The following is a 20,826-nucleotide window of genomic DNA, read 5'->3' as shown; positions in this document are numbered from 1 at the left end:
AGGCCCTAGAATCTTGTGAAGCGCTTCGCTCAACCCATTCTTTAGCCGCACCATGTCGAGTACCCCAGACCAAGACACCCCCGACGTCGAGACCGCAGCCCCACAGGAAGACGTTGATGCCAGCAACCTGGCGATCATTGCCCGTCAGGCCATCGTGGACCACAACCGCATGGTCTATGGCTACGAGCTGTTTGACCGCTCTACCGCCGCAGACGCCCACACAGCAGCCAGCGATGCAGCGCTGCTCTTCAACGCCCTGTCCTACGCGGGCACTGAGGCGCTGGTGGGCAAGAAAACCGTGTTCATCAACTGCACGCACGAGAGCCTGGCTGGCGGCCACCTGGAGCTGATCCACCCCGAGAAGGTGGTGCTGGAAGTGCCTCCCCTGCCCGACACGGCCACCCAAGAGCAGATCGATCAGCGCGTGCCCGCACTGCAGGCGCTGTGCGAGCGCGGCTTTCGCCTGGCGCTGAACCAGAATGCGCTGCGCAAGCCTTACGCCAGTTGGATGCCTCTGGCCTCCTTCATTAAGCTGGACTTGCAGGCCTTCAAGCCCGAGCTGGCAGGCCCGCTGGTGAAGTTTGCAAGCCAATTCGCCAAAGCCAAGCTGGTGGCCGAAAAAGTGGAGACGGCCGAGCAGTTCAAGCTCATGTCCGACCTGGGCGTGAAACTGTTCCAGGGCTTCTGGTTTGCCAAGCCTTCGCTGGTCAAGGCCACCACCATCCGCCCCTCGCAGGCCACCATCATCCAGCTCATCAACCTGGTGCGCAAACAGGCCGACACGAGCGAGATCGAAGACCTGCTCAAGAAGGACCCCACGCTGTCCTTCAACCTGCTGCGCTTCATCAATTCGTCGGGCTTTGGCTTGTCGTGTGAGGTGACCTCCTTCCGCCACGCCGTGATGATCCTGGGCCTGAAAAAGCTGTTCCGCTGGGCGGCGCTGCTCATGACCACGTCACGCGATGGAGCCCCACCCGCCGTGGGCCAGACCGCCGTGGTGCGCGGGCGCCTGATGGAGCTGCTGGCCGCCGAAATGCTGCCCCCGAAGAGTGCGACAACGCCTTCGTGGTGGGTGTTTTCTCGCTGCTGGACTCGATGCTCAACGTCACGATGGAGAAAGCCCTGGAATCGGTGGCCCTGCCCCAGCCCGTGACCGATGCGCTGCTGCACGGCACTGGCGTGTTTGCACCGTTCCTGGCACTGACCAAGGCCTGCGAAAGCGGCGACGACGCCATGTTTGCCAAGATGGCCGACGAGCTGCACCTGTCCAACCGCCAAGTGAACTGGGCTCACTTGCAAGCCCTGACCTGGGCCGAAAGCCTGAGCATGGACTGAGCGGTCGTCGGCATACCGATGACCCCGTCAAAAAGGGCTCCCATGGTGGAGCCCTTTTTACATCGCGCTCAGTGCATCGGCCCGGCTCAGTCCCCCTGGATGCGCGCCGCGCGGATGATGCGGGCGTTGTTCTCTGACTCCTGCGCAATCTGGCGGGCAAAGTCGGCGGTGGTGCCGCCGGTGGGCACGTTGTCGGTCGCGTCCAGCTTGGCGCGCAGGTCCGTCTGGGCCAGGGCCTTGTTCACCTCTGCATTCAGGCGCGCCACCACGGCAGCAGGGGTCTGCGCCGGGGCAAAAATGCCAAACAACGAGGACAGGTTGGCCGCCGGGTGCTTCAGCTCCGCCAGGGTGGGCACATCGGGCAGCGAATCCAGCCGTGCAGGCGCGCCCACCGCCAGCGGCTTGAGCTTGCCTGCCTTGATGTGTTGCAGCACCGCCGGGCCCGCGTTGGTGGAGAGCACTTCAAACTGCCCGCCCAGCGCATCGTTCATCTGCTGGCCACCGCCCTTGTAGGGGATGTGCGTGATCTGCACCTTGGCCACGGCCTGAATTTGCTCCAGCATGATGTGCCCAAGGGACGCCTGGCCCGAAGTAGCCCAGCGCACACTGCCCGGCTGTGCCCGCGCTGCGGCCACCAGGGCATTGAAATCAACCGCCTTGCTGGCAGAGGTGCCCAGCAGCAGCACGGGCGAATACATCACGCTCACCACCGGGGCAATGTCCTTTTGCGGATCAAACGGCGACTTGCCCAGGTGCGGGTTCAGCGCCAGCGGGCTCACGGCCGCAAAACCCAGTGTGTAGCCGTCTGGCGCGGCCTTGGCCACCGCGTCCATGCCCAGGCTACCGCTGGCACCGGCCTTGTTTTCGATCACCACGGGCGTGCCCAATTGCGCCGCCAGTTTGTCGGCCAGGGCACGCGCCACGTTGTCGCTCACGCCCCCTGCGGGGTAGGCCACCACGATGCGAATGGGTTTGGCAGTGGGCCAGGCCTGGGCCGCAGCCCAGGTGCAGGCACCCAGAAGAAAAAGGCCCGTCAACAGTTTTTTCATGGTCAGAGAAATAGAGGAAGAGAAAACGAGAAACACCGCAGGCAGCGCCACACGCTCAGCCGCGCGGATGGTGCTGCGCATGCAGCGCCTTGAGGCGCTCACGTGCCACATGGGTGTAGATGGTGGTGGTCGAAATATCGGCATGCCCCAGCAGCAGCTGCACCACCCGCAAATCGGCGCCGTGGTTGAGCAAGTGGGTGGCAAACGCGTGGCGCAGCGTGTGCGGCGACAGCGGCACGGTGATGCCCGCCACCTGCGCCCACTTTTTGACGATCACCCAGAACATCACGCGGGTCATGCCCTCGCCGCGCTGGGTCACAAACAGGTCTTCGGTCTGCTGCCCGCCCAGAATGGCGCCACGCGCCTCGTGCAGGTAGCGCTGCAGCCAGCTGCGTGCTTCTTCACCAAAGGGCACCAGCCGCTCTTTGCTGCCCTTGCCCATCACGCGCAGCACACCTTCGTTGAGCCCCAGTTGAAAGGTCTTGAGCGTCACCAGCTCTGTCACGCGCAGGCCGCTGGCGTACATCAGCTCCAGCATGGTGCGGTCGCGCAGGCCCAGGGGGTTGCCCAGGTCGGGGGCGTTCAGCAGCGCCTCCACATGCGCTTGCGACAAGGTCTTGGGCACCCGCAGGGGCTGGCGGGCGGCCTGCAGACGCAGTGTGGGGTCTTGGGTGATGCGCCGCTCGCGCAGCGCCCAGTGAAAGTACCGGCGCAGCACCGTGAGCCGCCGGTTGGCCGAGGTGGCCCGCGTCTGCTCGTGGCGCGCGGCAAAGTAGCCGTTCAGGTGCGCCTCTTCGGTAGCGTCCAGCGCCAGCGGGGGCTGCTGCTGCGCCAGCCATTGGGCGTACAGCGTCAGGTCGCGGCGGTAGGCCGCCAGGGTGTTGCGCGAAAGGCCGTCTTCCAGCCATAGGGCGTCCACAAAGGTATCGATGGCACTCAGGCTGTCGTCAAGCATCTGAAAACGATAGCACGCGAAGCGGCAAGGGATGTCCTGCATAACCCTCGCGAGGCGGTGATAGCGCGGTTCGGGATGGGCCACAAGGCGTCTTTTTGCAGCCAATAGCCGAGCTATTGGCGAGAAAAGCAACGCAGTGGACCGCCCGAAGCCGTGCTGTCACCGTCCGCAGGGAGTTATGCAGGACATCCCTCTCCCATGAAAAAAGCCGCGCAGGCATGGCCAGCGCGGCTTTGTAGAAGAGGACCCATCAGGCCGATCAGTCGAGCGTCAGCTTCTGCTTGGCAACCACTTCCTTGTACACGCTGTACTCGGCCTTGATTTGCTCGGCAAACTGCTCTGGCGTGTTGCCCACCACCAAAGAGCCGGTGTCTTCGATGCGCTTTCGCACGGCCGGGTCTTCCAGCGCCTTGCGCACGGCGGCATTCACCTTGTCCACCACTTCCTTGGGCAAGCCCTTGGGGCCCAGGATGCCGTAGTAGGCCATGCGGTTCACTGGCTCCAGCCCCACTTCCTTGAAGGTCGGCACATTGGGCAAGGCTGCCACGCGCTGGGGCGCGGCCACCACGATGGGCACCAGGCGGTTTTCCTTGATGAAGGGCAGCGCGGAGGGCAGGTTGTCAAAAATCATGGGCACCTGGCCCGCCACCGTGTCGTTCAAGGCCGGGCCTGCGCCGCGGTAGGGAATGTGCGTCACGAAGGTGTTGGTCAGGCTCTTGTACAGCTCCATCTGCAAGTGGCCAATGCCCCCGGTGCCCGACGAAGAGTACGAATACTTGCCTGCCGATTTCTTCAGCTCGGCAATGAAGGCCTTGTAGTCCTTGGCCGGAAAGCTGGGGTGCACCGCAATGATGTTGGGCGTGGCCGCGATGTTCACGATGGGGGTGAAGTCGGTCAGCGGGTTGTAGGGCGTCTTGGGGTTGATGGCCGGATTGGCGGCCGTGGTCGACACCGTGGCAATGCCCAGGGTGTAGCCATCAGGGGCCGACTTGGCCGTTTCGTTGGCACCCACGATGCCGCCGCCACCCGCCTTGTTTTCCACGATGACGCTCTGGCCCAGGGCCTTGCCCAGCGGGTCAGCGATCACGCGGGCAATGATGTCGGTGGTGCCGCCGGGGGCGAAGGGCACCTGCAGCTTGATGATCTTGTTGGGGTAGCCTTGCGCTGCGGCAGATCCTGCGGCAGCGGCCAGCGCCAGGGCCATCCAGTGGCGACGGTTCATTGCATGCTCCTTTGTGAGGTTTTCAAACACCTGCGATGTTATGCGCAATGAATCCCCCCACCGCCTGGGGATTACGCACAAGCGCCCGAGCCATCTGACGGCCACGCTGCCTGCCGCCCACGGGCGCAGGCGGCTTCAGTTATTCTCGAAACGTGAACTACGCCCAGCTCCTGATCCCCGATTTTTCGCTCATCCTGTTTGGCTACCTGCTGTGCAGGTACACCGCCCTCAATCGCTCCATCTGGCAGCCGGTAGAGAGCCTGGTGTACTACCTGCTGTTTCCGGTGCTGCTGTTCCAGTCCATCGTCAAAAGCCCCATCGATGTGGGCGCGGCCTCCAGCCTGATCGCGGCGGGGCTGCTGTCGGGCGTGGCAGGCATTGCGCTGGCGTATTCGCTGCCCCACTGGCCCTGGCTGGGCCGCTTCGTCGACCAGCGCGACCACGCGGCCAGCGCGCAGATTGCGTTTCGCTTCAACTCTTTCATTGGCCTGGCGATTGCCGAGCGGCTGGCGGGCACGCAGGGCCTGCTGATGATTGCGGTGCTCATTGGCGTGTGCGTGCCGCTGTTCAACGTGGCCGCCGTGTGGCCCATGGCGCGCCATGGTGGCCAGGGCTTTGTGCGCGAGCTGCTGCGCAACCCGCTCATCCTCGCCACGGCCTCGGGGCTGGTGGCCAATTTGCTGGGGTTTCGCATCCCCGGCTGGCTGGAGCCCACGGTGAGCCGCATCAGCGCAGCGTCACTCGCGCTGGGCTTGATGGCGGCGGGTGCGGGCATGCAGTTTGGCCTGCTCAGCCGGGGCAAGGTGCTCACAGCCTCGGTGCTGGCCATCCGGCATTGGCTGCAGCCGCTGATCGCCTGGGGCCTGGCGCTGCTGTTTGGCCTCAACGCTGTGCAGACCACGGTGCTGCTGGCCTTCTCGGCCCTGCCCACAGCGTCCACCTGCTATGTGCTGGCCGCCCGCATGGGCTACAACGGGCCGTATGTGGCGGGGCTGGTCACGCTGTCGACCGTGCTGGGGGTGGTGAGCCTGCCGTTTGCGCTGGGCTTTTTGCGCTGAACCCGCAGCGGCGCGGGGCCCATCGGCAGCCCCAGCGCAAAACGCTACTTATTTGATAGCTGCTAGCGCTTATTAGATAAGCGCTAGAGGCATAAAACACTTAAAAAAATTTGACATCACGCCTGCGCCAGCGCCCAGGCCACATGCTCGCGCACCAGCGCGCTGGGGTCTTGCGCGCGCAGCGCCAGGGCGGCACGCAGGTCTTCCGCCCCGGTCTGGCGCAGGGCATTGCCCAGGGCCACGGCCACGTTGCGCAGCCAACGCTCGTGGCCAATGCGGCGAATGGGGCCGCCCTCGGTCAGGCGCAAAAAGGTGGGCTCGTCCCAAGCAAACAGGTGCACCAGTTGCTGGCCCGACAGGCCCTTGCGCTCGTCAAAATCGGGCAGGCGGCTGACCTGGGCGAACTTGTTCCACGGGCACACCAGCTGGCAGTCGTCACAGCCATAGATGCGGTTGCCCATGAGCGGGCGCAGCTCCAGCGGGATGGCGCCCGCGTGTTCGATGGTCAGGTACGAAATGCAACGCCGCGCATCCACCCGGTGCGGCGCCACGATGGCCTGCGTGGGGCAGGCATCGATGCAAGCGCTGCAACTGCCGCAGTGGGCGCTGACGGGCTCTGTGGCGGGCAAAGGCATGTCCACATAGATCTCGCCCAGAAAGAAGGTCGAGCCCGCTTCGCGGTTGAGCACCAGCGTGTGCTTGCCGCGCCAGCCCTGGCCGCTGCGGGCGGCCAGCTCGGCCTCCAGCACGGGGGCTGAGTCGGTGAACACGCGGTGGCCGAACGGGCCCACGGCCTCAGCGATGCGGTCGCTCAGCTTTTGCAGCCGGGCACGCAATACCTTGTGATAATCGCGCCCCCTGGCGTACATCGAGACAATGCCCTCACCGGGCTGCTGCAGGCGCTGCAACTCCATCGCCTGCCAGCCGCCCGCCTGGGCCACGGCCGGGTTGTGGTCGCGCCCCTGGGGCAGGTAGTCCATGCGCGCGGTGATCACGCTCACGGTGCCGGGCACCAGCTCTGCGGGCCTCGCACGCTTTAAGCCATGTGCGGCCATGTAATGCATGTCACCATGGAACCCTTGCGCCAGCCATTGCATCAACCCAGGCTCTGACGCGGACAAATCCACCCCCGCCACGCCGATTTGGGAAAATCCCAGCTCGCGGGCCCACTCCTGCATTTGAGGAACGAGTTGACTGTTGCACCACATACCGGCCAGATTGTAGAAAGCCCCAGCCCTGGCCCAGCCACATTCGTTTGGCGCAGCGAAGAAGACACCGCCGCCTGGGCCCAGCAGCTGGCCGCGCAGCCTGCGCTGGCCCATGCCTTCGTCACCCTGCACGGCGACCTGGGCGCAGGCAAGACCACGCTGGTGCGCCACCTGCTGCGCGCCCTGGGCGTGCAAGGCCGCATCAAAAGCCCCACCTACGCCGTGGTGGAACCCCACGAGACAGCGCAGCTGGCCATCTGGCACTTTGACTTCTACCGCTTTGACGACCCGCGCGAGTGGGAAGACGCGGGGTTCAGAGACATCTTTGCCAGCCCGGGCCTCAAGCTGGCAGAATGGCCTGAAAAGGCTGCAGCGCTGACCCCGACTGCGGACCTTGCTATCACCATTGAAGCAATGGACGAGACCGAAAGGAAAGTCACCCTGCACGCAGGCACCGCCACCGGGCGCAGCCTGGTGCAAGGCCTGACCCACGGATGCAGCCAAGGCAGCAGCCCAGGACGGAGCCAAGGACCGAGCGCATGACCGCTGACGCAAGCATGGACCACCCCGCCAAGACGGACAACGCCTACACCCCCAACCGCCGCCACCTGCTGCAGGCGGGCAGCCTGGTGCTGCTGCTGGGCACCCAGCAGATTGCGCGCGGCGCCACCATCGTGGCGGTGCGCGTGTGGCCCGCGCCCGAGTATTCGCGCGTCACCATCGAATCGGACACCAAGCTGGTGGCCAAGCAGTTCTTTGTGACCACCCCGCCGCGCCTGGCGGTGGACATTGAAGGCATTGACCTGAGCCCCGAGCTGCGCGAGCTGGTGGCCAAGGTCAAGCCCGACGACCCGAACATCGCGGGCATCCGCGTGGGCCAGAACGCCCCTGGCGTGGTGCGCCTGGTGGTCGATTTGAAGCAGGCCGCGCAGCCCCAGGTGTTCACCCTGCCGCCCATTGCGGCCTACCAGCACCGCCTGGTGTTTGACCTGTACCCCGCAGAGCCCGTGGACCCACTGGAAGCGCTGATTGCCGAGCGGCTGCGCGACGCGGGCACCCCAGGCCACGGCGGCGACAAGACCGCCGCAGCACCTGCGCCAGCGCCTGCCAAGGCGGCAGAGCCCGCCGACCCGCTGGGCGACCTGATCGCACAGCGCAGCAACCGCCCCGGCCCCAGCGCAGCGCCCTCTCCTGCCGAGCCTGCGACCACCACCGCCGCAGCCCCCGCCCCTTCCAGCGTCGCGACCAACCGCGCTGGCGGGCGCGCCACGGCCACGCAGACCGACCGCATCATCATCGTGGCGCTGGACCCCGGCCACGGCGGCGAAGACCCCGGCGCCATCGGCCCCGCAGGCACACGTGAAAAAGACGTGGTGCTGCGCGTGGCCCACCTGCTGCGCGACCGCATCAACGCCACCACCGTGGGCGGCAACCCCATGCGCGCATTCCTCACCCGCGACGGCGACTTCTTCGTGCCCCTGGGCACGCGGGTGGAAAAAGCCCGCCGCGTGCAGGCCGACCTGTTCGTCAGCATCCACGCCGATGCCTTCACCACCCCGGCCGCACGCGGCGCCAGCGTGTTTGCGCTGAGCCAAAGCGGGGCATCGAGCACCGCCGCCCGCTGGCTCGCCAACAAAGAAAACCAGGCCGACCTGGTGGGCGGGCTGAACGTGCAAAGCAAAGACCAGCATGTGCAACGCGCCCTGCTGGACATGAGCACCACCGCGCAGATCAACGACAGCCTCAAGCTCGGCACCGTGCTGCTGGGTGAGATTGGCAACATCGGCAAGCTGCACAAGCCCCGCGTGGAGCAAGCCGGGTTTGCCGTGCTCAAGGCCCCCGACATTCCCAGCGTGCTGGTGGAGACCGCCTTCATCAGCAACCCCGAAGAAGAGGCCCGCCTGCGCAGCAGCACCTACCAGCAGGAGCTGGCGGATGCGCTCATGCGCGGCATCACCCGCTACTTCGCCAAGAACCCGCCGCTGGCGCGCAGCCGGTCGGTGTAACGCTCCCTGGCCTGGGGGCACAGCCTGAGGAGCCTGTCGCGCTTCAGGCCTGTCTTCCTACAAGCTCCCATTCCGTTGGCCGACGCGGCAAACGCCGTGCCTGCGCCACAGTCTAGGCATGGGCTGCTGCACCGCAGCGGCTCAAGAAAAAGGTTCTCACCCAACCCCATGCCAAAGGAGCACACCATGCTGCAATCTCGTCACTGGATCGGGCTGACCGCCCTCACCGCCGCCCTGGCCCTGGGCGGCTGCGCATCGAACCCCACCAATGCACAAATCGGCACCGGCGTAGGGGCAGCCGCAGGCGGCGTGGCAGGCCATGTGCTGCTGGGCGGCCCCCTGGGCACCATTGGCGGGGCCGCAGCGGGCGCCCTGGTGGGCCATGAGATTGGGGAAGACAAGGACCAGCGCCAAAGACGCCGCTGATCCCAAAAAATCTAAAAAATAGCTGCTAGCTCTTGATTAGAAAGCGCTAGCAGCTATTCAATTGATAGCAAAATCAATCAGACCGTTGCCTTGGATGTGCGGCCCGCACGCCAGGCACCAAAGATGGCAATCAGTCCAGGCACAAAAATCATCGCCCAGATGATCTTGTCCAGGTTCTCCTTCACCCAGGCAAAGTTGCCGAAGAAGTAGCCCGCCGTGGCAATGCCCAGCACCCACAGCAGCGCGCCGCCCACATTGAAGGCCGTGAACTTGGCACGGCCCATCTCGGCCACGCCCGCCACAAAAGGCGCAAACGTGCGGATAAAGGGCATGAAGCGCGCGATCACGATGGTGATGCCGCCATAGCGTTCATAAAACGCGTGGGCCTGGTCAAACGCCTTGCGGTTGAACCAGCGCGAGTCTTCCCACTGGAACACCTTGGGGCCAAAGTAACGCCCGATGGAGTAGTTGCACTGGTCGCCCAAAATGGCGGCGGCCACCAGCACGGCACACGCCAGCGGAAAGCTCATCATCCCTGCGCCGCACAGTGCGCCCACGATGAACAGCAGCGAATCGCCCGGCAAAAACGGCATCACCACCACGCCGGTCTCCACAAACACGATCAGGAACAGCAGCGCATACACCCACATGCCGTAGGTCTGCACAAAGGCCTCCAGGTGCTTGTCCACGTGCAGGATGAAGTCGATCAGAAAGGTCACTATTTCCATGGGCTGGCCTTGAGGGCTTTGAGCGGGTTGAGCGGGCTTTGGGTTCAGCATGCATCCCAATGAACTGTTCACTGAGAGCAGTCGAAGCGACTGCGCAAGGTTTCGACAAGCTCAACCCGAACGGATATTTCAAGTTCTAAGAATCTGCTCAATAAAAAGCAGGGCGCATTATCGCTATCGCCCTGTAACCAAATCCCCACCAGAGCGACGCCTAAAATCCGTCCGGTGAACCCAACCGACTCCACCACCGACGCCCCCCTGGCCTCGCGCCGTCCCATCCGTGACCTGCCCGACGAACTCATCAGCCAGATTGCGGCCGGTGAAGTGGTGGAGCGCCCCGCCTCGGTGGTGCGCGAGCTGGTGGACAACGCCCTGGACGCCGGGGCCACGCAAATCACCGTGCGGCTGCTGGCCGGTGGGGTGCGGTTGATATCGGTCGAGGACGACGGCCTGGGCATTCCGCCCGAAGAGCTGCCCGTGGCGCTGCGCCGCCATGCCACCAGCAAGATCACCAACCTGCACGACCTGGAAACCGTGGCCACCATGGGTTTTCGGGGCGAGGCGCTGGCGGCCATCAGCTCGGTGTCGGAGATGGCCCTGCTCTCGCGCCCGCCCACGCAGGCCAGCGCCTTTTTGCTGGACGCCCGCAGCGGCGAGCTGCGCCCAGCCGCCCGAAGCCAGGGCACGACCATTGAGGTCAAAGAGCTGTTCTTCTCCACCCCCGCCCGCCGCAAGTTCTTGAAGACCGACGCCACCGAGCTGGCGCACTGCATTGAATCGGTGCGCCGCCACGCGCTGGCACGGCCCGATGTGGGCTTTGCCATCTGGCACGAGGGCAAGCTGGTGGAGCAGTGGCGTGCCACCTTTGTGCCCGGCGAGGGTAACCCGCAAGACGCGCTGGCCCGCCGCCTCTCAGACGTGCTGGGCGAAGACTTTGTGCAGCAGTCCGTCACCGTGCAGCACCGCGTGGGGCCCGTCACCGTCACTGGCCGCGCAGGCCTGCCCGACGCCGCCCGCTCGCGGCCCGACCACCAGTACTGCTACGTGAACGGCCGCTTTGTGCGCGACAAGGTGCTCACCCACGCCGCCCGCGCCGCGTACGAGGACGTGCTGCATGGCCACAAACAGCCCATCTACGCGCTGTATGTCGAGATCGACCCCGCCCGCGTGGACGTGAACGTGCACCCCACCAAGATCGAGGTGCGCTTTCGGGACAGCCGAGAGGTGCACCAGGCCGTGCGCCACGCAGTGGAAAACGCCCTGGCCGCGCCCCGCGCTGCGGCATTGGCAGCCGCCAACGCCGCACAAGCCGCTGGCGAAGGTGCGGCACCTGCGGCCCACACTGCAGACTTAGAACAAAAAAGGCCTCTAGCGCCCGCCTGGCAAGCGCAAGCAGCTATGAAATTTGAAGAACGCGGCCACCGTGTGCAAGACCTGCAGGCCCTGTGGGCGCCGCGCGAAACCCCTCCAGCAGCGGCACCAGATGCTGCGCTGGGCGGTCTGTGGGCGCCCTCGGCGCAGCCTGCGGCCGTGCAGCCCGGCGAGGCCACGGCCCATGGCACCGCCGCAGCCTCAATGGCTCTGCCCCCCAGCTCAGCGGGTGGGGCCGTGAACAATGCCTCAGGCGATGCGTCCCCCAGCGAGGCCATGGTGTGGCCCGAGCAGCGCGGCGACAACGCATCTGCCTGGCCGCTGGGCCGCGCCGTGGCGCAGCTGCACGGCGTCTACATCCTGGCCGAGAACGCCCAGGGCATGGTGATTGTGGACATGCACGCCGCCCACGAGCGCATCGTCTACGAACGCCTGAAATCTCAAGTGGACAGCGGCGCCCGCATTGCCAGCCAGCCGCTGTTGATCCCCGCCACCTTTGCCGCCACGCCGCAGGAAGTGGCCACGGCCGAAGAGTCTGTCGAGGTGCTGGCCACGCTGGGGCTGGAGGTGGTGCCCTTCTCGCCCAAGACCCTGGCCGTACGCGCCGTGCCCACCACGCTGGCGCAGGGTGATGCCGTGGAGCTGGCCCGCAGCGTGCTGGCCGAGCTGGCCGCACACGACGCCACCACCGTGGTGCAACGCGCCCGCAATGAAATCCTGGGCACCATGGCCTGCCACGGCGCCGTGCGCGCCAACCGCAAGCTCACGCTGGACGAGATGAACGCCCTGCTGCGGCAGATGGAAACCACCGACCGATCGGACCAGTGCAACCACGGCCGCCCCACCTGGCGGCAGTTGTCGATGAAAGAGCTGGACGGGCTGTTTTTGCGCGGGCGCTGAGGCGGCGCACCGGCGCAGTCCTGTCCGCACCAGTTAGCCAGCTCAGGATTCGCGCATCTTCGCGAAGGCCGCCAGCTTCTCGTACTTGCCGCTCTCTTCGGCCATGAAGCGGCCGATGTCTTCGCGCCCAGTGGCCAGCACCATGCCGGCGTCTTCCAGTTTCTTGCGCACGGCGGGGTCTTGCAGCGTGGCTTGCAGGTGGCTCGCCAACAGCGCGGTCACGTCGGCGGGCAGGCCCTTGGGGGCCATCAGGGCGTACCAGCCCACCAGCTCATAGCCCTTGAGGGGCGCAAACTCCGTCATCGCGGGCACCTGGGGCAGGCTGCCCAGGCGCTGGGTGCTGCTCACGGCCAGCGCGGTGATGCGGCCGCTGCGGATGAAGGGCATGGCCGAGCTGGGCGACAGCACGGCAAAGTCCAGGCTGCCACCGGCCAGGTCGCTGGTGAGCGGCGCCACGCCCCGGTAGGGAATGTGCGTCATGTACACGCCCGCCTTTTGCTTGAACAGCTCGCCCGCAAAGTGCAGCGTGGAGCCCACGCCCGAGCTGCCGTAGCTGTATTTGCCCGGGTTGCGCCGCAGCAGATCCAGCAGCTCAGGGATGGACTTGATGCCCGTGTGCGGCGCCGCCGTGAGCACCACCGGGGCGGTGGCCATCATGCCGATGGGGGTGAAGTCCTTGAGCCCGTCGTAGCGCTGCGCGGGGTTGACCATGCGCGTGCCCACCAGTTCGTTGCTGGAGCCGACCAGCAGCGTGTACCCATCGGGCGCGGAGGTGGCCACGCGCTGCGCGGCAATCGCGCCCGCAGCGCCGCCCTGGTTGTCCACCACGGCCGTGGCCTTGATGCGCGGGGCCATGGCATCGGCCAGCACGCGGCCAATCAGGTCCACCGAGCCCCCGGCGGGGTAGCCCACCACCAGCTTGATGGGCTTGGAGGGGTAGGCCTGCGCATGCCCCGGCAGGGCCAGCCCGGCGGTGCCCAGGGCAGCCAGCGCGCGCAGCACGTCACGGCGGGATGAAGAGGTGCCATGGAGTGCGTCGGCAGAGGTGAGGAAATCGTTCATGGTCGTGGCTCGCAGAAGAGGGGATGAAAAAGAGCGTCAGGCCGCCGCGTTGGCCGCCAGGAAGTGCTCGGTGAGCTGCACCCAGTACGAAGCCGCCACGGGCAGGATGCGGTCATTGAAGTCGTAGCCCGGGTTGTGCACCATGCAGCCGCCCGTGCCATGCGTCTCGCCCACGCCGTTGCCCACGATGAGGTAGCTGCCCGGGCAGGCTTCGAGCATGAAAGAGAAGTCTTCACTGCCCGTCAGGGGTTGCAGTTTGGGGATGAGGGCCTCCTCCCCAAGCCAGTCCACCACCACCTGGCGGGCGATGGCGGTGCAGGCGGGGTCGTTGACCAGCGCGGGGTAGCGCCAGCGGTACTCCACCTCGGCCTCGGCCCCCAGCGCAGCGGCCTGGGCATGGGCCAGCGCGGTGATGCGCTCACGCAGCTGCTGGCGCACCTCGGGCCGGTAGGCGCGCACCGACAGGCGCAGTTCCACTTCGTTCGGAATCACGTTGGGCGCATCGCCCGCATGGATGGCGCCCACGGTGACCACGGCCATGTCGCGCGGATCCACATTGCGCGACACCACGGTTTGCAGCGCCAGAATCAAATGGGCCGAGGCCACGACCGGGTCCCACGACAAATGGGGCGCCGAGCCGTGCCCGCCCTTGCCGCGCACCTTGATAATGACGGTGTCAGACGACGCCATGAACGAGCCTGGCATGAAGCCAAACTGCCCTGCGGGGAAGCCCGGCATGTTGTGCAGCGCAAAGATGGCATCGCACGGAAACAGCTGAAACAGGCCGTCTTCCACCATCTTGCGCCCCCCGCCCAGGCCCTCTTCGGCGGGCTGGAAGATCAGGTGCAGCGTGCCATCAAAAGACCGCGTCTGGGCCAGGTGGCGCGCTGCGGCCAGCAGCGTGGCGGTGTGCCCATCGTGCCCGCAGGCGTGCATCTTGCCCGCGTGGCGGCTGGCGTAGGGCAGGCCCGTGGCCTCGTGGATGGGCAGCGCGTCCATGTCGGCCCGCAGGCCCAGGCGCTTGCTGCCCTGGCCCACACGCAGCGTGCCCACCACGCCCGTGCCGCCCAGGCCCCGGTGCACCTCGTAGCCCCAGGCGGTCAGGCGCTCGGCCACCAGGTCGCTGGTGGCAAATTCTTCAAAAGCCAGCTCGGGGTGGGCGTGGATGTGGTGGCGCAGGGCCACCATCTCGGTCTCCAGCGCGCGGATGCCGGGCAGCACGGCGGTTTGCAAAAGGTCTTGGGTCATGCGGCGCAGTCTAGGCAGCGCCTGGCAGCGGCAGAAGACCAGCATTGCTTGGCCCGACAAGCTGCGCCATGCCCCTGCAGACCCAAGGCACAGAAAGTGCATCATCCCAGGCATGGACGCCGCGCGCACGCCCCCTCACCTGTCGATGAAGCTGCACCAGATCCGCTACCTGGTGGCGCTGGCCGAGTACGGCAGCGTGCGGGCCGCAGCGCGCACCCTGGGCGTGACGCAAGCCGCCGTGACCCAGGGCCTGCGCGAGCTGGAAGAGGCCCACCGTCTGCCCCTGTTCCAGCGCCACAGCAGTGGCATGGTGCTCACGGCTGCGGGGCAAGTGCTGCTGCGGCACGCCCAGCTCGTTACCGGCCAGCTGGAGCAAGCCGAGGCCGAGATGGCCGCGCTGCGCGACCCACAGGCCCACATCCGCCTGTCTGTGGCCGTCACCCCATGGATTGCCCACAGCCTGCTACCCCCCGTGCTGGCCAGCTTCCGTGCCGAGCTGCCCCAGGTGCGGCTGGAGCTGTTTGAAGGCCTGTCGGCCGTGGCCCTGCCCCGCCTGCGCGAGGGCAGCATTGACCTGCTGATTGGCCGCGTGCCCACTGGCAGCGCCGCACAAGACCTGCATGCCACGCCGCTGTTTCGCTACGAGGCGGCCGTGGTGGCGCGCACCAGGCACCCGTTGGTGCAAGCACGGTCGCTGCACGATTTGCACGACTGCGACTGGCTGCTGAACTACACGCCCAGCGAAGAAAGCGCCATTTTCGAAAAGCTGTTTTTGCGGCACGGCATCGCGGTGCCCACCCGGCGCATCCACCTGGTGCACTCGGCATCGCTGCTGCTGCACCTGGTGGCGCACAGCGACATGGTGTCGTTTTGCCCCTGGCCGCTGATAGAGACCGAAGGCCCCCACGGCCGCATCACGCCGCTGCGGCTGCAGGAACCCTTTGAGCCCCACACCGCCGGGGTGCTACAGCGCGGCCACGGCCCCCTGCCCTTTGCAGCGCAGCGGTTTGTGGCGCACCTGCTGCAACAGGTGCATGCCTGCCAGCACACGGCCGACCCGCAGTTGCAGCGGGTTTTCCGCTCGATCGACGTGCTGGATTAGGAACCTGCTCAAACACAACGGCCATGCAGGCGATGGGCTTGCATGGCCGTTGGTGCTGCGTGCCGCGCTGCGGCACGCGCTCATCCGGTGCCCGGTATCAGTTGTCCCGCGCCGCCTTGGCCGTGTCGGCAAAGTCGCTGAACACGCCGTCCACCCCCAGGTTGAAGAACAGCTTGTACTCGGCCTTGGGGTCGCCCTTGAAGTCCGAGGCCAGGCGCTTGGCTTCGTTGCGGAAGGTGTAGGCGTGCACAAACAGGCCGGCGGCGTGGGCATCCTTCACCACCGAGGTGGCGGGCATCATCACGCGGTCACGCTCGTCGATCTTGCCGTCGCCGTTCAGGTCGTCGGCCTTGCCATCGTTGTTGGCGTCCACTTGCTTGGAGGGGATCAGGTACGGCTTCCAGGGGCCAATGCCGTCAGCGTAGGTCTTGACTTCCTTGAGGCCTGCGGGGGTGAGCAGGCTGGCGAAGGTGCGGGCATCACCGGCCACCGCAAAGTCGTAGGGCTTGTCGTACGGGGCCACCAGCGACATGGTGCCATTGGGGTTCACATCATCGGCATCGACCAGTTGCACCAGGCGGATTTGTGTCTTGGTGCGCAGGTACTTGAGGTTGGACACCTCAAACGACTGCACGATCACTGGCGAAGCCTTGGTGGTGTAGCCATATTTGGCCAGGATGGTGAGCAGGCGGTCTTCCAGCGGCAGGCCCAGCTTGGCGTGGAAGGTGGGGTGCTTGGTCTCAGGGTACACGCCCACGGTGCGGCCCGCTTTGGCGCCTTCGGTCTTGGCCAGGTCCAGCACTTCTTCCAGGGTCGGAATCGAGAATTTGCCGTTGTACGACTGGTCGCGGTCCGACAGGGGCTGCACGGCGCGCAGGGTCTTGATTTCGGCCAGGGTGAAATCCGAAACAAACCAGCCTTCTTCCTCCACACCGTCGACCACCTTCTTGGTCTTGCGGCTGGCAAATTCAGCGCGGGTGGAGACATCGGTGGTGCCCGTGATGTTGGGCTCGTGGCGGGCGACCAGCACGCCGTCCTTGGTGGCGACCAGGTCGGGTTCGATGAAGTCGGCGCCCATGTCGATGGCGAGCTTGTAGCCCTCCAGCGTGTGATCAGGCCGGTAACCGGCCGTGCCCCGGTGGCCAATCACCAGCGGGGTTTCGCCATTGAGTGTGGGGTAGCTGGGGCTGTCGTTGCCGCCGCAGGCCGCCAGGGCCAGCGCGGCGGCCAGGGCCAGCGCAGCGGGCCGAATGCCATGGGGAATGCCCCGGGCAATGTCTTTGGAAATGCGATCGATATAGGTGTGCATTGCGGTTCTCCTCGTTGTATGTGATCCCAGCGGCGCACTGTGGGCCCGCCTTGTGACAGCGCCATGACGGTGTGCCAGCCGTGTCATGTGCCAGACATACCCACAGCATCAAAGCACCAAAACAGAGCAAAAACAGAAGACAAAAGCACCAAAACAATGCAATTGGCCTATCGAATCACCAAGTTTGTGCATTACCTTATGACGGTTTGACATAATTTGGTGCGCAGCGCCTTGCCTGTTGTTTTGATGCAGAAAGCCTTTTCCGACATGAAATACGAATCCGTGGACAGCTTCCTCTCCCAGGTCTCTCTTCGCAATCCGGGTCAGCCCGAGTTTCTGCAAGCTGTCACAGAGGTGATGGAAAGCCTGTGGCCTTTCATCCAGAAGAACCCCCGCTACGCTGAGCACGGCCTGCTGGAGCGCCTGGTGGAGCCCGAGCGCACGGTGATGTTTCGCGTGTCGTGGGTGGACGACCACGGCAGCGTGCAGGTCAACCGGGGCTACCGCATCCAGCACAGCATGGCGATTGGCCCCTACAAGGGCGGGCTGCGTTTTCACCCCTCGGTGAACCTGTCGGTGCTGAAGTTTTTGGCGTTTGAGCAGACCTTCAAGAACGCACTGACCACCCTGCCCATGGGCGGCGGCAAGGGCGGCAGCGACTTTGACCCCAAGGGCAAGAGCGCGGGCGAGGTGATGCGGTTTTGCCAGGCCTTTGTGACCGAGCTGTACCGCCATGTGGGCCCCGACACCGATGTGCCCGCAGGCGACATCGGCGTGGGCGGCCGCGAGGTGGGCTTCATGGCAGGCATGTACAAAAAGCTGGCCAACAACGCGGCCAGCGTGTTCACCGGCAAGGGCCTGTCGTTTGGCGGCTCACTGATCCGCCCCGAGGCCACGGGCTACGGCACGGTGTACTTTGCGCAAGAAATGCTCAAAACCCGTGGCCGCTCGTTTGATGGGCTGCGCGTGTCCGTCTCTGGCTCGGGCAATGTGGCGCAATACGCAGTGGAAAAGGCCATGGAGCTGGGCGCCAAGGTGATCACGGTGTCGGATTCGAGCGGCACCATCGTGGACGAAGACGGCTTCACCCCCGAGAAGCTGGCCATCTTGATGGACGTGAAGAACCACCACTATGGCCGCGTGAGCGACTACGCAGAGCGTACGGGAGTGAAGTTTGAAGCGGGTGTGCGCCCCTGGCATGTGAAGGTGGATGTGGCCCTGCCCTGCGCCACCCAAAATGAGCTGGACGCCCACGACGCCAAGCTGCTCATCCAAAACGGCGTGCTGTGCGTGGCCGAAGGCGCCAACATGCCCTCGACCATCGAAGCGGCCAAGGCCTTTGAAGCCGCAGGCGTGCTGTATGCGCCCGGCAAGGCCAGCAACGCAGGCGGCGTGGCCACCTCAGGCCTGGAGATGAGCCAGAACGCGGCCCGCCTGTCGTGGCCGCGCGAAGAAGTGGACGCCCGCCTGCTGCAGATCATGCAGGGCATTCACACCGCCTGCCTGCGCTACGGCCAGCGCGCCGATGGCAGCGTGAGCTACATCGACGGCGCCAACGTGGCAGGCTTTGTGAAGGTGGCCGACGCCATGCTGGCCCAGGGCGTGGTGTAAGGCGCAGGCCCTCAGGGCCGCCAAGCAAGGGGGCTACAGGAACCTGTTCCAAGCCCCCTTTTTTCATTTGGCCGACCACTCCAATGCCAGTATGCTGGCCGACAGTCTCCCGCCTGAGGCCAAGAACACCTTCAAGGCCCCGGCGGTGCAACCCGTGAAGGAACACAGCGCATGGAAATCTTCAACTTCCTGAACCTCATGGTCGAGAAGGCGGGCTCGGACCTGTTCTTCAGCGTGGGCGCGCCCGTTAACGTGAAGATCGAGGGCATCACCCACCCGCTCAAGATGCCCGCGCTGTTGCCGGGCCAGGTCAAGCAGCTGGCGTACTCGATCATGAACGAGCGCCAGATCAGCGAGTTCGAGGCCAAGCAGGAGATGAACCTGTCCATCTCGGCCGAGAACCTGGGGCGCTTTCGGGTGAATGTGTTTGTGCAGCGCGGCGAGACCGGCATGGTGGTGCGCTATATCAAGAACAAAATCCCGCCGCTGGCCGCACTGGGCCTGCCCCCGGTGCTGGAGAAGCTGGTCATGCTCAAGCGCGGGCTGGTGCTGGTGACGGGCGCCACGGGCTCGGGCAAGTCCACCACGCTGGCGTCCATGCTCAACTTCCGCAACGAGAACACCACGGGCCACATCCTCACCATCGAAGACCCGCTGGAGTTTCTGCACTCGCACAAGCTCTCGGTGGTCGACCAGCGCGAGGTCGGCATTGACACCCAGTCGTACGAAGAGGCCCTCAAGAACGCTCTGCGCGAGGCGCCCGACGTGATCATGATTGGCGAGATCCGCGACCGCAACACCATGAAGCAGGCCATTGCCTATGCCGAGACCGGGCACCTGTGTCTGTCGACCCTACACGCCAACAACGCCAACCAGGCCATGGAGCGGGTGATCAACTTCTTCCCGGAAGACGCACACCACCAACTGCTGATGGACCTGAGCCTGAACCTGGCGGGCGTGGTGTCGCAGCGGCTCATCCCCGGCCTGCAAGAAAAGCTGGTGCCTGCGGTCGAGGTCATGCTCACCTCGCCCTACATTGCCGACCTGATCGGCAAGGGCGAGTTCTCGGGCATCAAGGAGGCCATGGGCCACAGCACCGAAATTGGCATGTGCACCTTTGACCAGGCGCTGTACAAGCTCTACACCGAAGGCCGCATTGCGCTGGATGAGGCCCTGCACAACGCCGACTCGCGCACCGACCTGGCGCTGCGCGTGCGCCTGGCGGCAGGGGTAAATACCTCGGATGCCGGGGATTTGACCATTGAGCCCACATCGCCCCAGCACCGGGCGTCACAGCATTTTTGATACGTTGCGGCCTGATCCTGAGAACCTTCGTGGCAGAACTTTCTGCCCCCGGGCCGACTCAGTCGCTTTCATGAGACGCACGCCCCTCTTCATCGCCCTTGCCGCCGCCGTGGCCATCACCGCTGGTTGCGCCACGCTGGACGCCAAGCAGCGCGAATGGATCTTCCAGCCCAGCGACCGCAGCTGGGGCGGCGCCCAGTCCACCGAAGACATGCAGGACGTGTGGATCGAATTCCAGTCGGCCACCACTGGCCGGGCCGAGCGCCTGCACAGCCTGTGGATGCCGCAGCCGCGCGCCGGCGCCCCCGTGCTGCTGTACCTGCACGGTGCACGCTGGAACGTGGCGGGCTCGTCCGGCCGCATCCGGCGCATGCACGAGCTGGGCTTTTCGGTGCTGGCGATTGACTACCGGGGCTTTGGCAAAAGCAGCGCAGGTCTGCCCTCTGAGGTGACCGCCGCCGAAGACGCCCGCGCCGCTTGGCAGTGGCTGGCGCAACAGCACCCCGATGCGCCCCGCTACATCTTCGGCCACTCGCTGGGCGGCGCCATCGCCATCGAGCTGGCCCGCAGTGTGGACGACGAACGGGGCACCCTGGTGGAGGGCACCTTCACCAGCATCGCCGATGTGGTGAGCACCTTCCGTTGGGGCTGGCTGCCGGTGTCGCCCCTCATCACCCAGCGCTTTGAATCGGTGCGCAAGGTGGCAGACATTGGCTCGCCCCTGCTGGTGGTGCACGGCAGCGAGGACACCCTCATCCAGCCCGCCCTGGGCCGCAAGCTGTTTGAAGCCGCCCAGGAGCCCAAACAGTTCATCCTGGTCGAAGGCGGCTCGCACCACAACACCAACGCCGTGGGCCAGGGGCAATACCGGCAGGCGCTGGCCTCGCTGTTTCAGATCAAAGCCCCCTGAATCCAGCGGGCATCCACCCTT

At 65.6% G+C, this 20,826-nt stretch carries 17 protein-coding genes and 1 pseudogene; 10 read left to right on the top strand and 8 right to left on the bottom strand.

Annotated elements, in window-relative coordinates; genetic code table 11:
- The first annotated feature begins 52 nt into the window (after positions 1-52).
- Positions 53-1,335, top strand: a pseudogene (locus EAG14_RS05185) (EAL and HDOD domain-containing protein).
- 86 nt (positions 1,336-1,421) lie between these two features.
- On the opposite strand, the gene EAG14_RS05180 reads toward EAG14_RS05185, so the two are convergent.
- The 3 genes from EAG14_RS05180 to EAG14_RS05170 form a co-directional block, all read right to left on the bottom strand.
- Positions 1,422-2,384, bottom strand: coding sequence for a tripartite tricarboxylate transporter substrate binding protein (locus EAG14_RS05180; protein WP_121730309.1), 963 nt, complete (start codon positions 2,382-2,384; stop codon positions 1,422-1,424).
- 55 nt (positions 2,385-2,439) lie between these two features.
- Positions 2,440-3,339 carry a site-specific tyrosine recombinase XerD gene (gene xerD, locus EAG14_RS05175; RefSeq protein ID WP_121728264.1) on the bottom strand — a complete coding sequence of 300 codons (900 nt, stop codon included), beginning with the start codon at positions 3,337-3,339 and terminating at the stop codon, positions 2,440-2,442.
- A 259-nt stretch (positions 3,340-3,598) separates the two neighbouring features.
- A complete protein-coding gene (locus tag EAG14_RS05170; RefSeq protein WP_121728263.1) occupies positions 3,599-4,561 on the bottom strand; it encodes a tripartite tricarboxylate transporter substrate binding protein BugE in 963 nt (320 codons plus the stop codon).
- Between the two features lie 152 nt (positions 4,562-4,713).
- Between EAG14_RS05170 and EAG14_RS05165 the strand changes: the two genes are divergently transcribed.
- Entirely contained in the window at positions 4,714-5,619 is a 906-nt protein-coding gene (locus EAG14_RS05165; RefSeq protein WP_121728262.1) for an AEC family transporter, read from the top strand.
- 116 nt (positions 5,620-5,735) lie between these two features.
- Here the strand turns inward: EAG14_RS05165 and queG are convergent, their stop codons facing one another.
- On the bottom strand, positions 5,736-6,797 hold the full coding sequence (gene queG / locus EAG14_RS05160) for a tRNA epoxyqueuosine(34) reductase QueG (protein ID WP_121728261.1): 1,062 nt from the start codon (positions 6,795-6,797) through the stop codon (positions 5,736-5,738).
- Between the two features lie 12 nt (positions 6,798-6,809).
- Between queG and tsaE the strand changes: the two genes are divergently transcribed.
- From tsaE to EAG14_RS05145, 3 genes are all read left to right on the top strand, one after another.
- Positions 6,810-7,370, top strand: coding sequence for a tRNA (adenosine(37)-N6)-threonylcarbamoyltransferase complex ATPase subunit type 1 TsaE (tsaE, locus tag EAG14_RS05155; protein ID WP_121728260.1), 561 nt, complete (start codon positions 6,810-6,812; stop codon positions 7,368-7,370).
- The gene (locus EAG14_RS05150; RefSeq protein ID WP_205603501.1) at positions 7,367-8,833 is read left to right on the top strand and encodes an N-acetylmuramoyl-L-alanine amidase; all 1,467 of its coding nucleotides are present in this window, start codon (positions 7,367-7,369) and stop codon (positions 8,831-8,833) included. Before tsaE ends, EAG14_RS05150 begins: the two co-directional genes overlap by 4 nt.
- A gap of 186 nt (positions 8,834-9,019) precedes the next feature.
- On the top strand, positions 9,020-9,259 hold the full coding sequence (locus EAG14_RS05145; RefSeq protein WP_099658755.1) for a glycine zipper 2TM domain-containing protein: 240 nt from the start codon (positions 9,020-9,022) through the stop codon (positions 9,257-9,259).
- Positions 9,260-9,336: 77 nt separating this feature from the next.
- Here EAG14_RS05145 and EAG14_RS05140 read toward each other — a convergent pair whose 3' ends face one another.
- Positions 9,337-9,987 (bottom strand): DedA family protein, encoded by a 651-nt coding sequence (locus EAG14_RS05140; RefSeq protein ID WP_121728258.1) that lies wholly within the window; start codon positions 9,985-9,987, stop codon positions 9,337-9,339.
- Between the two features lie 225 nt (positions 9,988-10,212).
- On the opposite strand from EAG14_RS05140, the gene mutL reads away from it, so the two are divergent.
- Positions 10,213-12,258 carry a DNA mismatch repair endonuclease MutL gene (mutL, locus tag EAG14_RS05135; protein ID WP_121728257.1) on the top strand — a complete coding sequence of 682 codons (2,046 nt, stop codon included), beginning with the start codon at positions 10,213-10,215 and terminating at the stop codon, positions 12,256-12,258.
- 42 nt (positions 12,259-12,300) lie between these two features.
- Here mutL and EAG14_RS05130 read toward each other — a convergent pair whose 3' ends face one another.
- On the bottom strand, positions 12,301-13,320 hold the full coding sequence (locus tag EAG14_RS05130; protein ID WP_121728256.1) for a tripartite tricarboxylate transporter substrate binding protein: 1,020 nt from the start codon (positions 13,318-13,320) through the stop codon (positions 12,301-12,303).
- A gap of 36 nt (positions 13,321-13,356) precedes the next feature.
- Positions 13,357-14,568 carry a M20 aminoacylase family protein gene (locus tag EAG14_RS05125; protein WP_121728255.1) on the bottom strand — a complete coding sequence of 404 codons (1,212 nt, stop codon included), beginning with the start codon at positions 14,566-14,568 and terminating at the stop codon, positions 13,357-13,359.
- A gap of 112 nt (positions 14,569-14,680) precedes the next feature.
- Here EAG14_RS05125 and EAG14_RS05120 point away from each other — a divergent pair, with 112 nt between their 5' ends.
- The gene (locus tag EAG14_RS05120) at positions 14,681-15,670 is read left to right on the top strand and encodes a LysR family transcriptional regulator (protein WP_240456944.1); all 990 of its coding nucleotides are present in this window, start codon (positions 14,681-14,683) and stop codon (positions 15,668-15,670) included.
- Between the two features lie 97 nt (positions 15,671-15,767).
- Here EAG14_RS05120 and EAG14_RS05115 read toward each other — a convergent pair whose 3' ends face one another.
- The gene (locus EAG14_RS05115) at positions 15,768-16,979 is read right to left on the bottom strand and encodes a glycerophosphodiester phosphodiesterase (RefSeq protein WP_233194988.1); all 1,212 of its coding nucleotides are present in this window, start codon (positions 16,977-16,979) and stop codon (positions 15,768-15,770) included.
- Between the two features lie 267 nt (positions 16,980-17,246).
- Between EAG14_RS05115 and gdhA the strand changes: the two genes are divergently transcribed.
- The 3 genes from gdhA to EAG14_RS05100 all read left to right on the top strand — a co-directional run bounded on the left by gdhA (position 17,247) and on the right by EAG14_RS05100 (position 20,805).
- Positions 17,247-18,590, top strand: a complete 1,344-nt coding sequence (gene gdhA / locus EAG14_RS05110) for an NADP-specific glutamate dehydrogenase (protein ID WP_121730307.1) — start codon at positions 17,247-17,249, stop codon at positions 18,588-18,590.
- A 171-nt stretch (positions 18,591-18,761) separates the two neighbouring features.
- The gene (locus EAG14_RS05105) at positions 18,762-19,895 is read left to right on the top strand and encodes a PilT/PilU family type 4a pilus ATPase (protein WP_099656360.1); all 1,134 of its coding nucleotides are present in this window, start codon (positions 18,762-18,764) and stop codon (positions 19,893-19,895) included.
- Between the two features lie 70 nt (positions 19,896-19,965).
- Positions 19,966-20,805, top strand: a complete 840-nt coding sequence (locus EAG14_RS05100; protein WP_121728254.1) for an alpha/beta hydrolase — start codon at positions 19,966-19,968, stop codon at positions 20,803-20,805.
- Positions 20,806-20,826: the final 21 nt, after the last annotated feature.

This window comes from Acidovorax sp. 1608163 (genome assembly GCF_003669015.1).
In the GTDB taxonomy this organism is placed as follows: Bacteria; Pseudomonadota; Gammaproteobacteria; order Burkholderiales; family Burkholderiaceae_C; genus Acidovorax.
The sequence above is the reverse complement of the archived record's forward strand: the minus strand, read 5'-3'. Positions and strand labels throughout refer to the sequence as shown.

Excerpts from the sequence above, each read along its gene's own strand:
- EAG14_RS05180 (WP_121730309.1), bottom strand. The coding sequence starts at position 2,384 with ATGAAAAAACTGTTGACGGGCCTTTTTCTTCTGGGTGCCTGCACCTGG.
- xerD (WP_121728264.1), bottom strand. The coding sequence starts at position 3,339 with ATGCTTGACGACAGCCTGAGTGCCATCGATACCTTTGTGGACGCCCTA.
- EAG14_RS05170 (WP_121728263.1), bottom strand. The coding sequence starts at position 4,561 with ATGAACCGTCGCCACTGGATGGCCCTGGCGCTGGCCGCTGCCGCAGGA.
- queG (WP_121728261.1), bottom strand. The coding sequence starts at position 6,797 with ATGCAGGAGTGGGCCCGCGAGCTGGGATTTTCCCAAATCGGCGTGGCG.
- EAG14_RS05150 (WP_205603501.1), top strand. The coding sequence starts at position 7,367 with ATGACCGCTGACGCAAGCATGGACCACCCCGCCAAGACGGACAACGCC.
- EAG14_RS05145 (WP_099658755.1), top strand. The coding sequence starts at position 9,020 with ATGCTGCAATCTCGTCACTGGATCGGGCTGACCGCCCTCACCGCCGCC.
- EAG14_RS05140 (WP_121728258.1), bottom strand. The coding sequence starts at position 9,987 with ATGGAAATAGTGACCTTTCTGATCGACTTCATCCTGCACGTGGACAAG.
- EAG14_RS05130 (WP_121728256.1), bottom strand. The coding sequence starts at position 13,320 with ATGAACGATTTCCTCACCTCTGCCGACGCACTCCATGGCACCTCTTCA.
- EAG14_RS05125 (WP_121728255.1), bottom strand. The coding sequence starts at position 14,568 with ATGACCCAAGACCTTTTGCAAACCGCCGTGCTGCCCGGCATCCGCGCG.
- EAG14_RS05120 (WP_240456944.1), top strand. The coding sequence starts at position 14,681 with ATGGACGCCGCGCGCACGCCCCCTCACCTGTCGATGAAGCTGCACCAG.
- EAG14_RS05115 (WP_233194988.1), bottom strand. The coding sequence starts at position 16,979 with ATGCACACCTATATCGATCGCATTTCCAAAGACATTGCCCGGGGCATT.
- gdhA (WP_121730307.1), top strand. The coding sequence starts at position 17,247 with ATGAAATACGAATCCGTGGACAGCTTCCTCTCCCAGGTCTCTCTTCGC.
- EAG14_RS05105 (WP_099656360.1), top strand. The coding sequence starts at position 18,762 with ATGGAAATCTTCAACTTCCTGAACCTCATGGTCGAGAAGGCGGGCTCG.
- EAG14_RS05100 (WP_121728254.1), top strand. The coding sequence starts at position 19,966 with ATGAGACGCACGCCCCTCTTCATCGCCCTTGCCGCCGCCGTGGCCATC.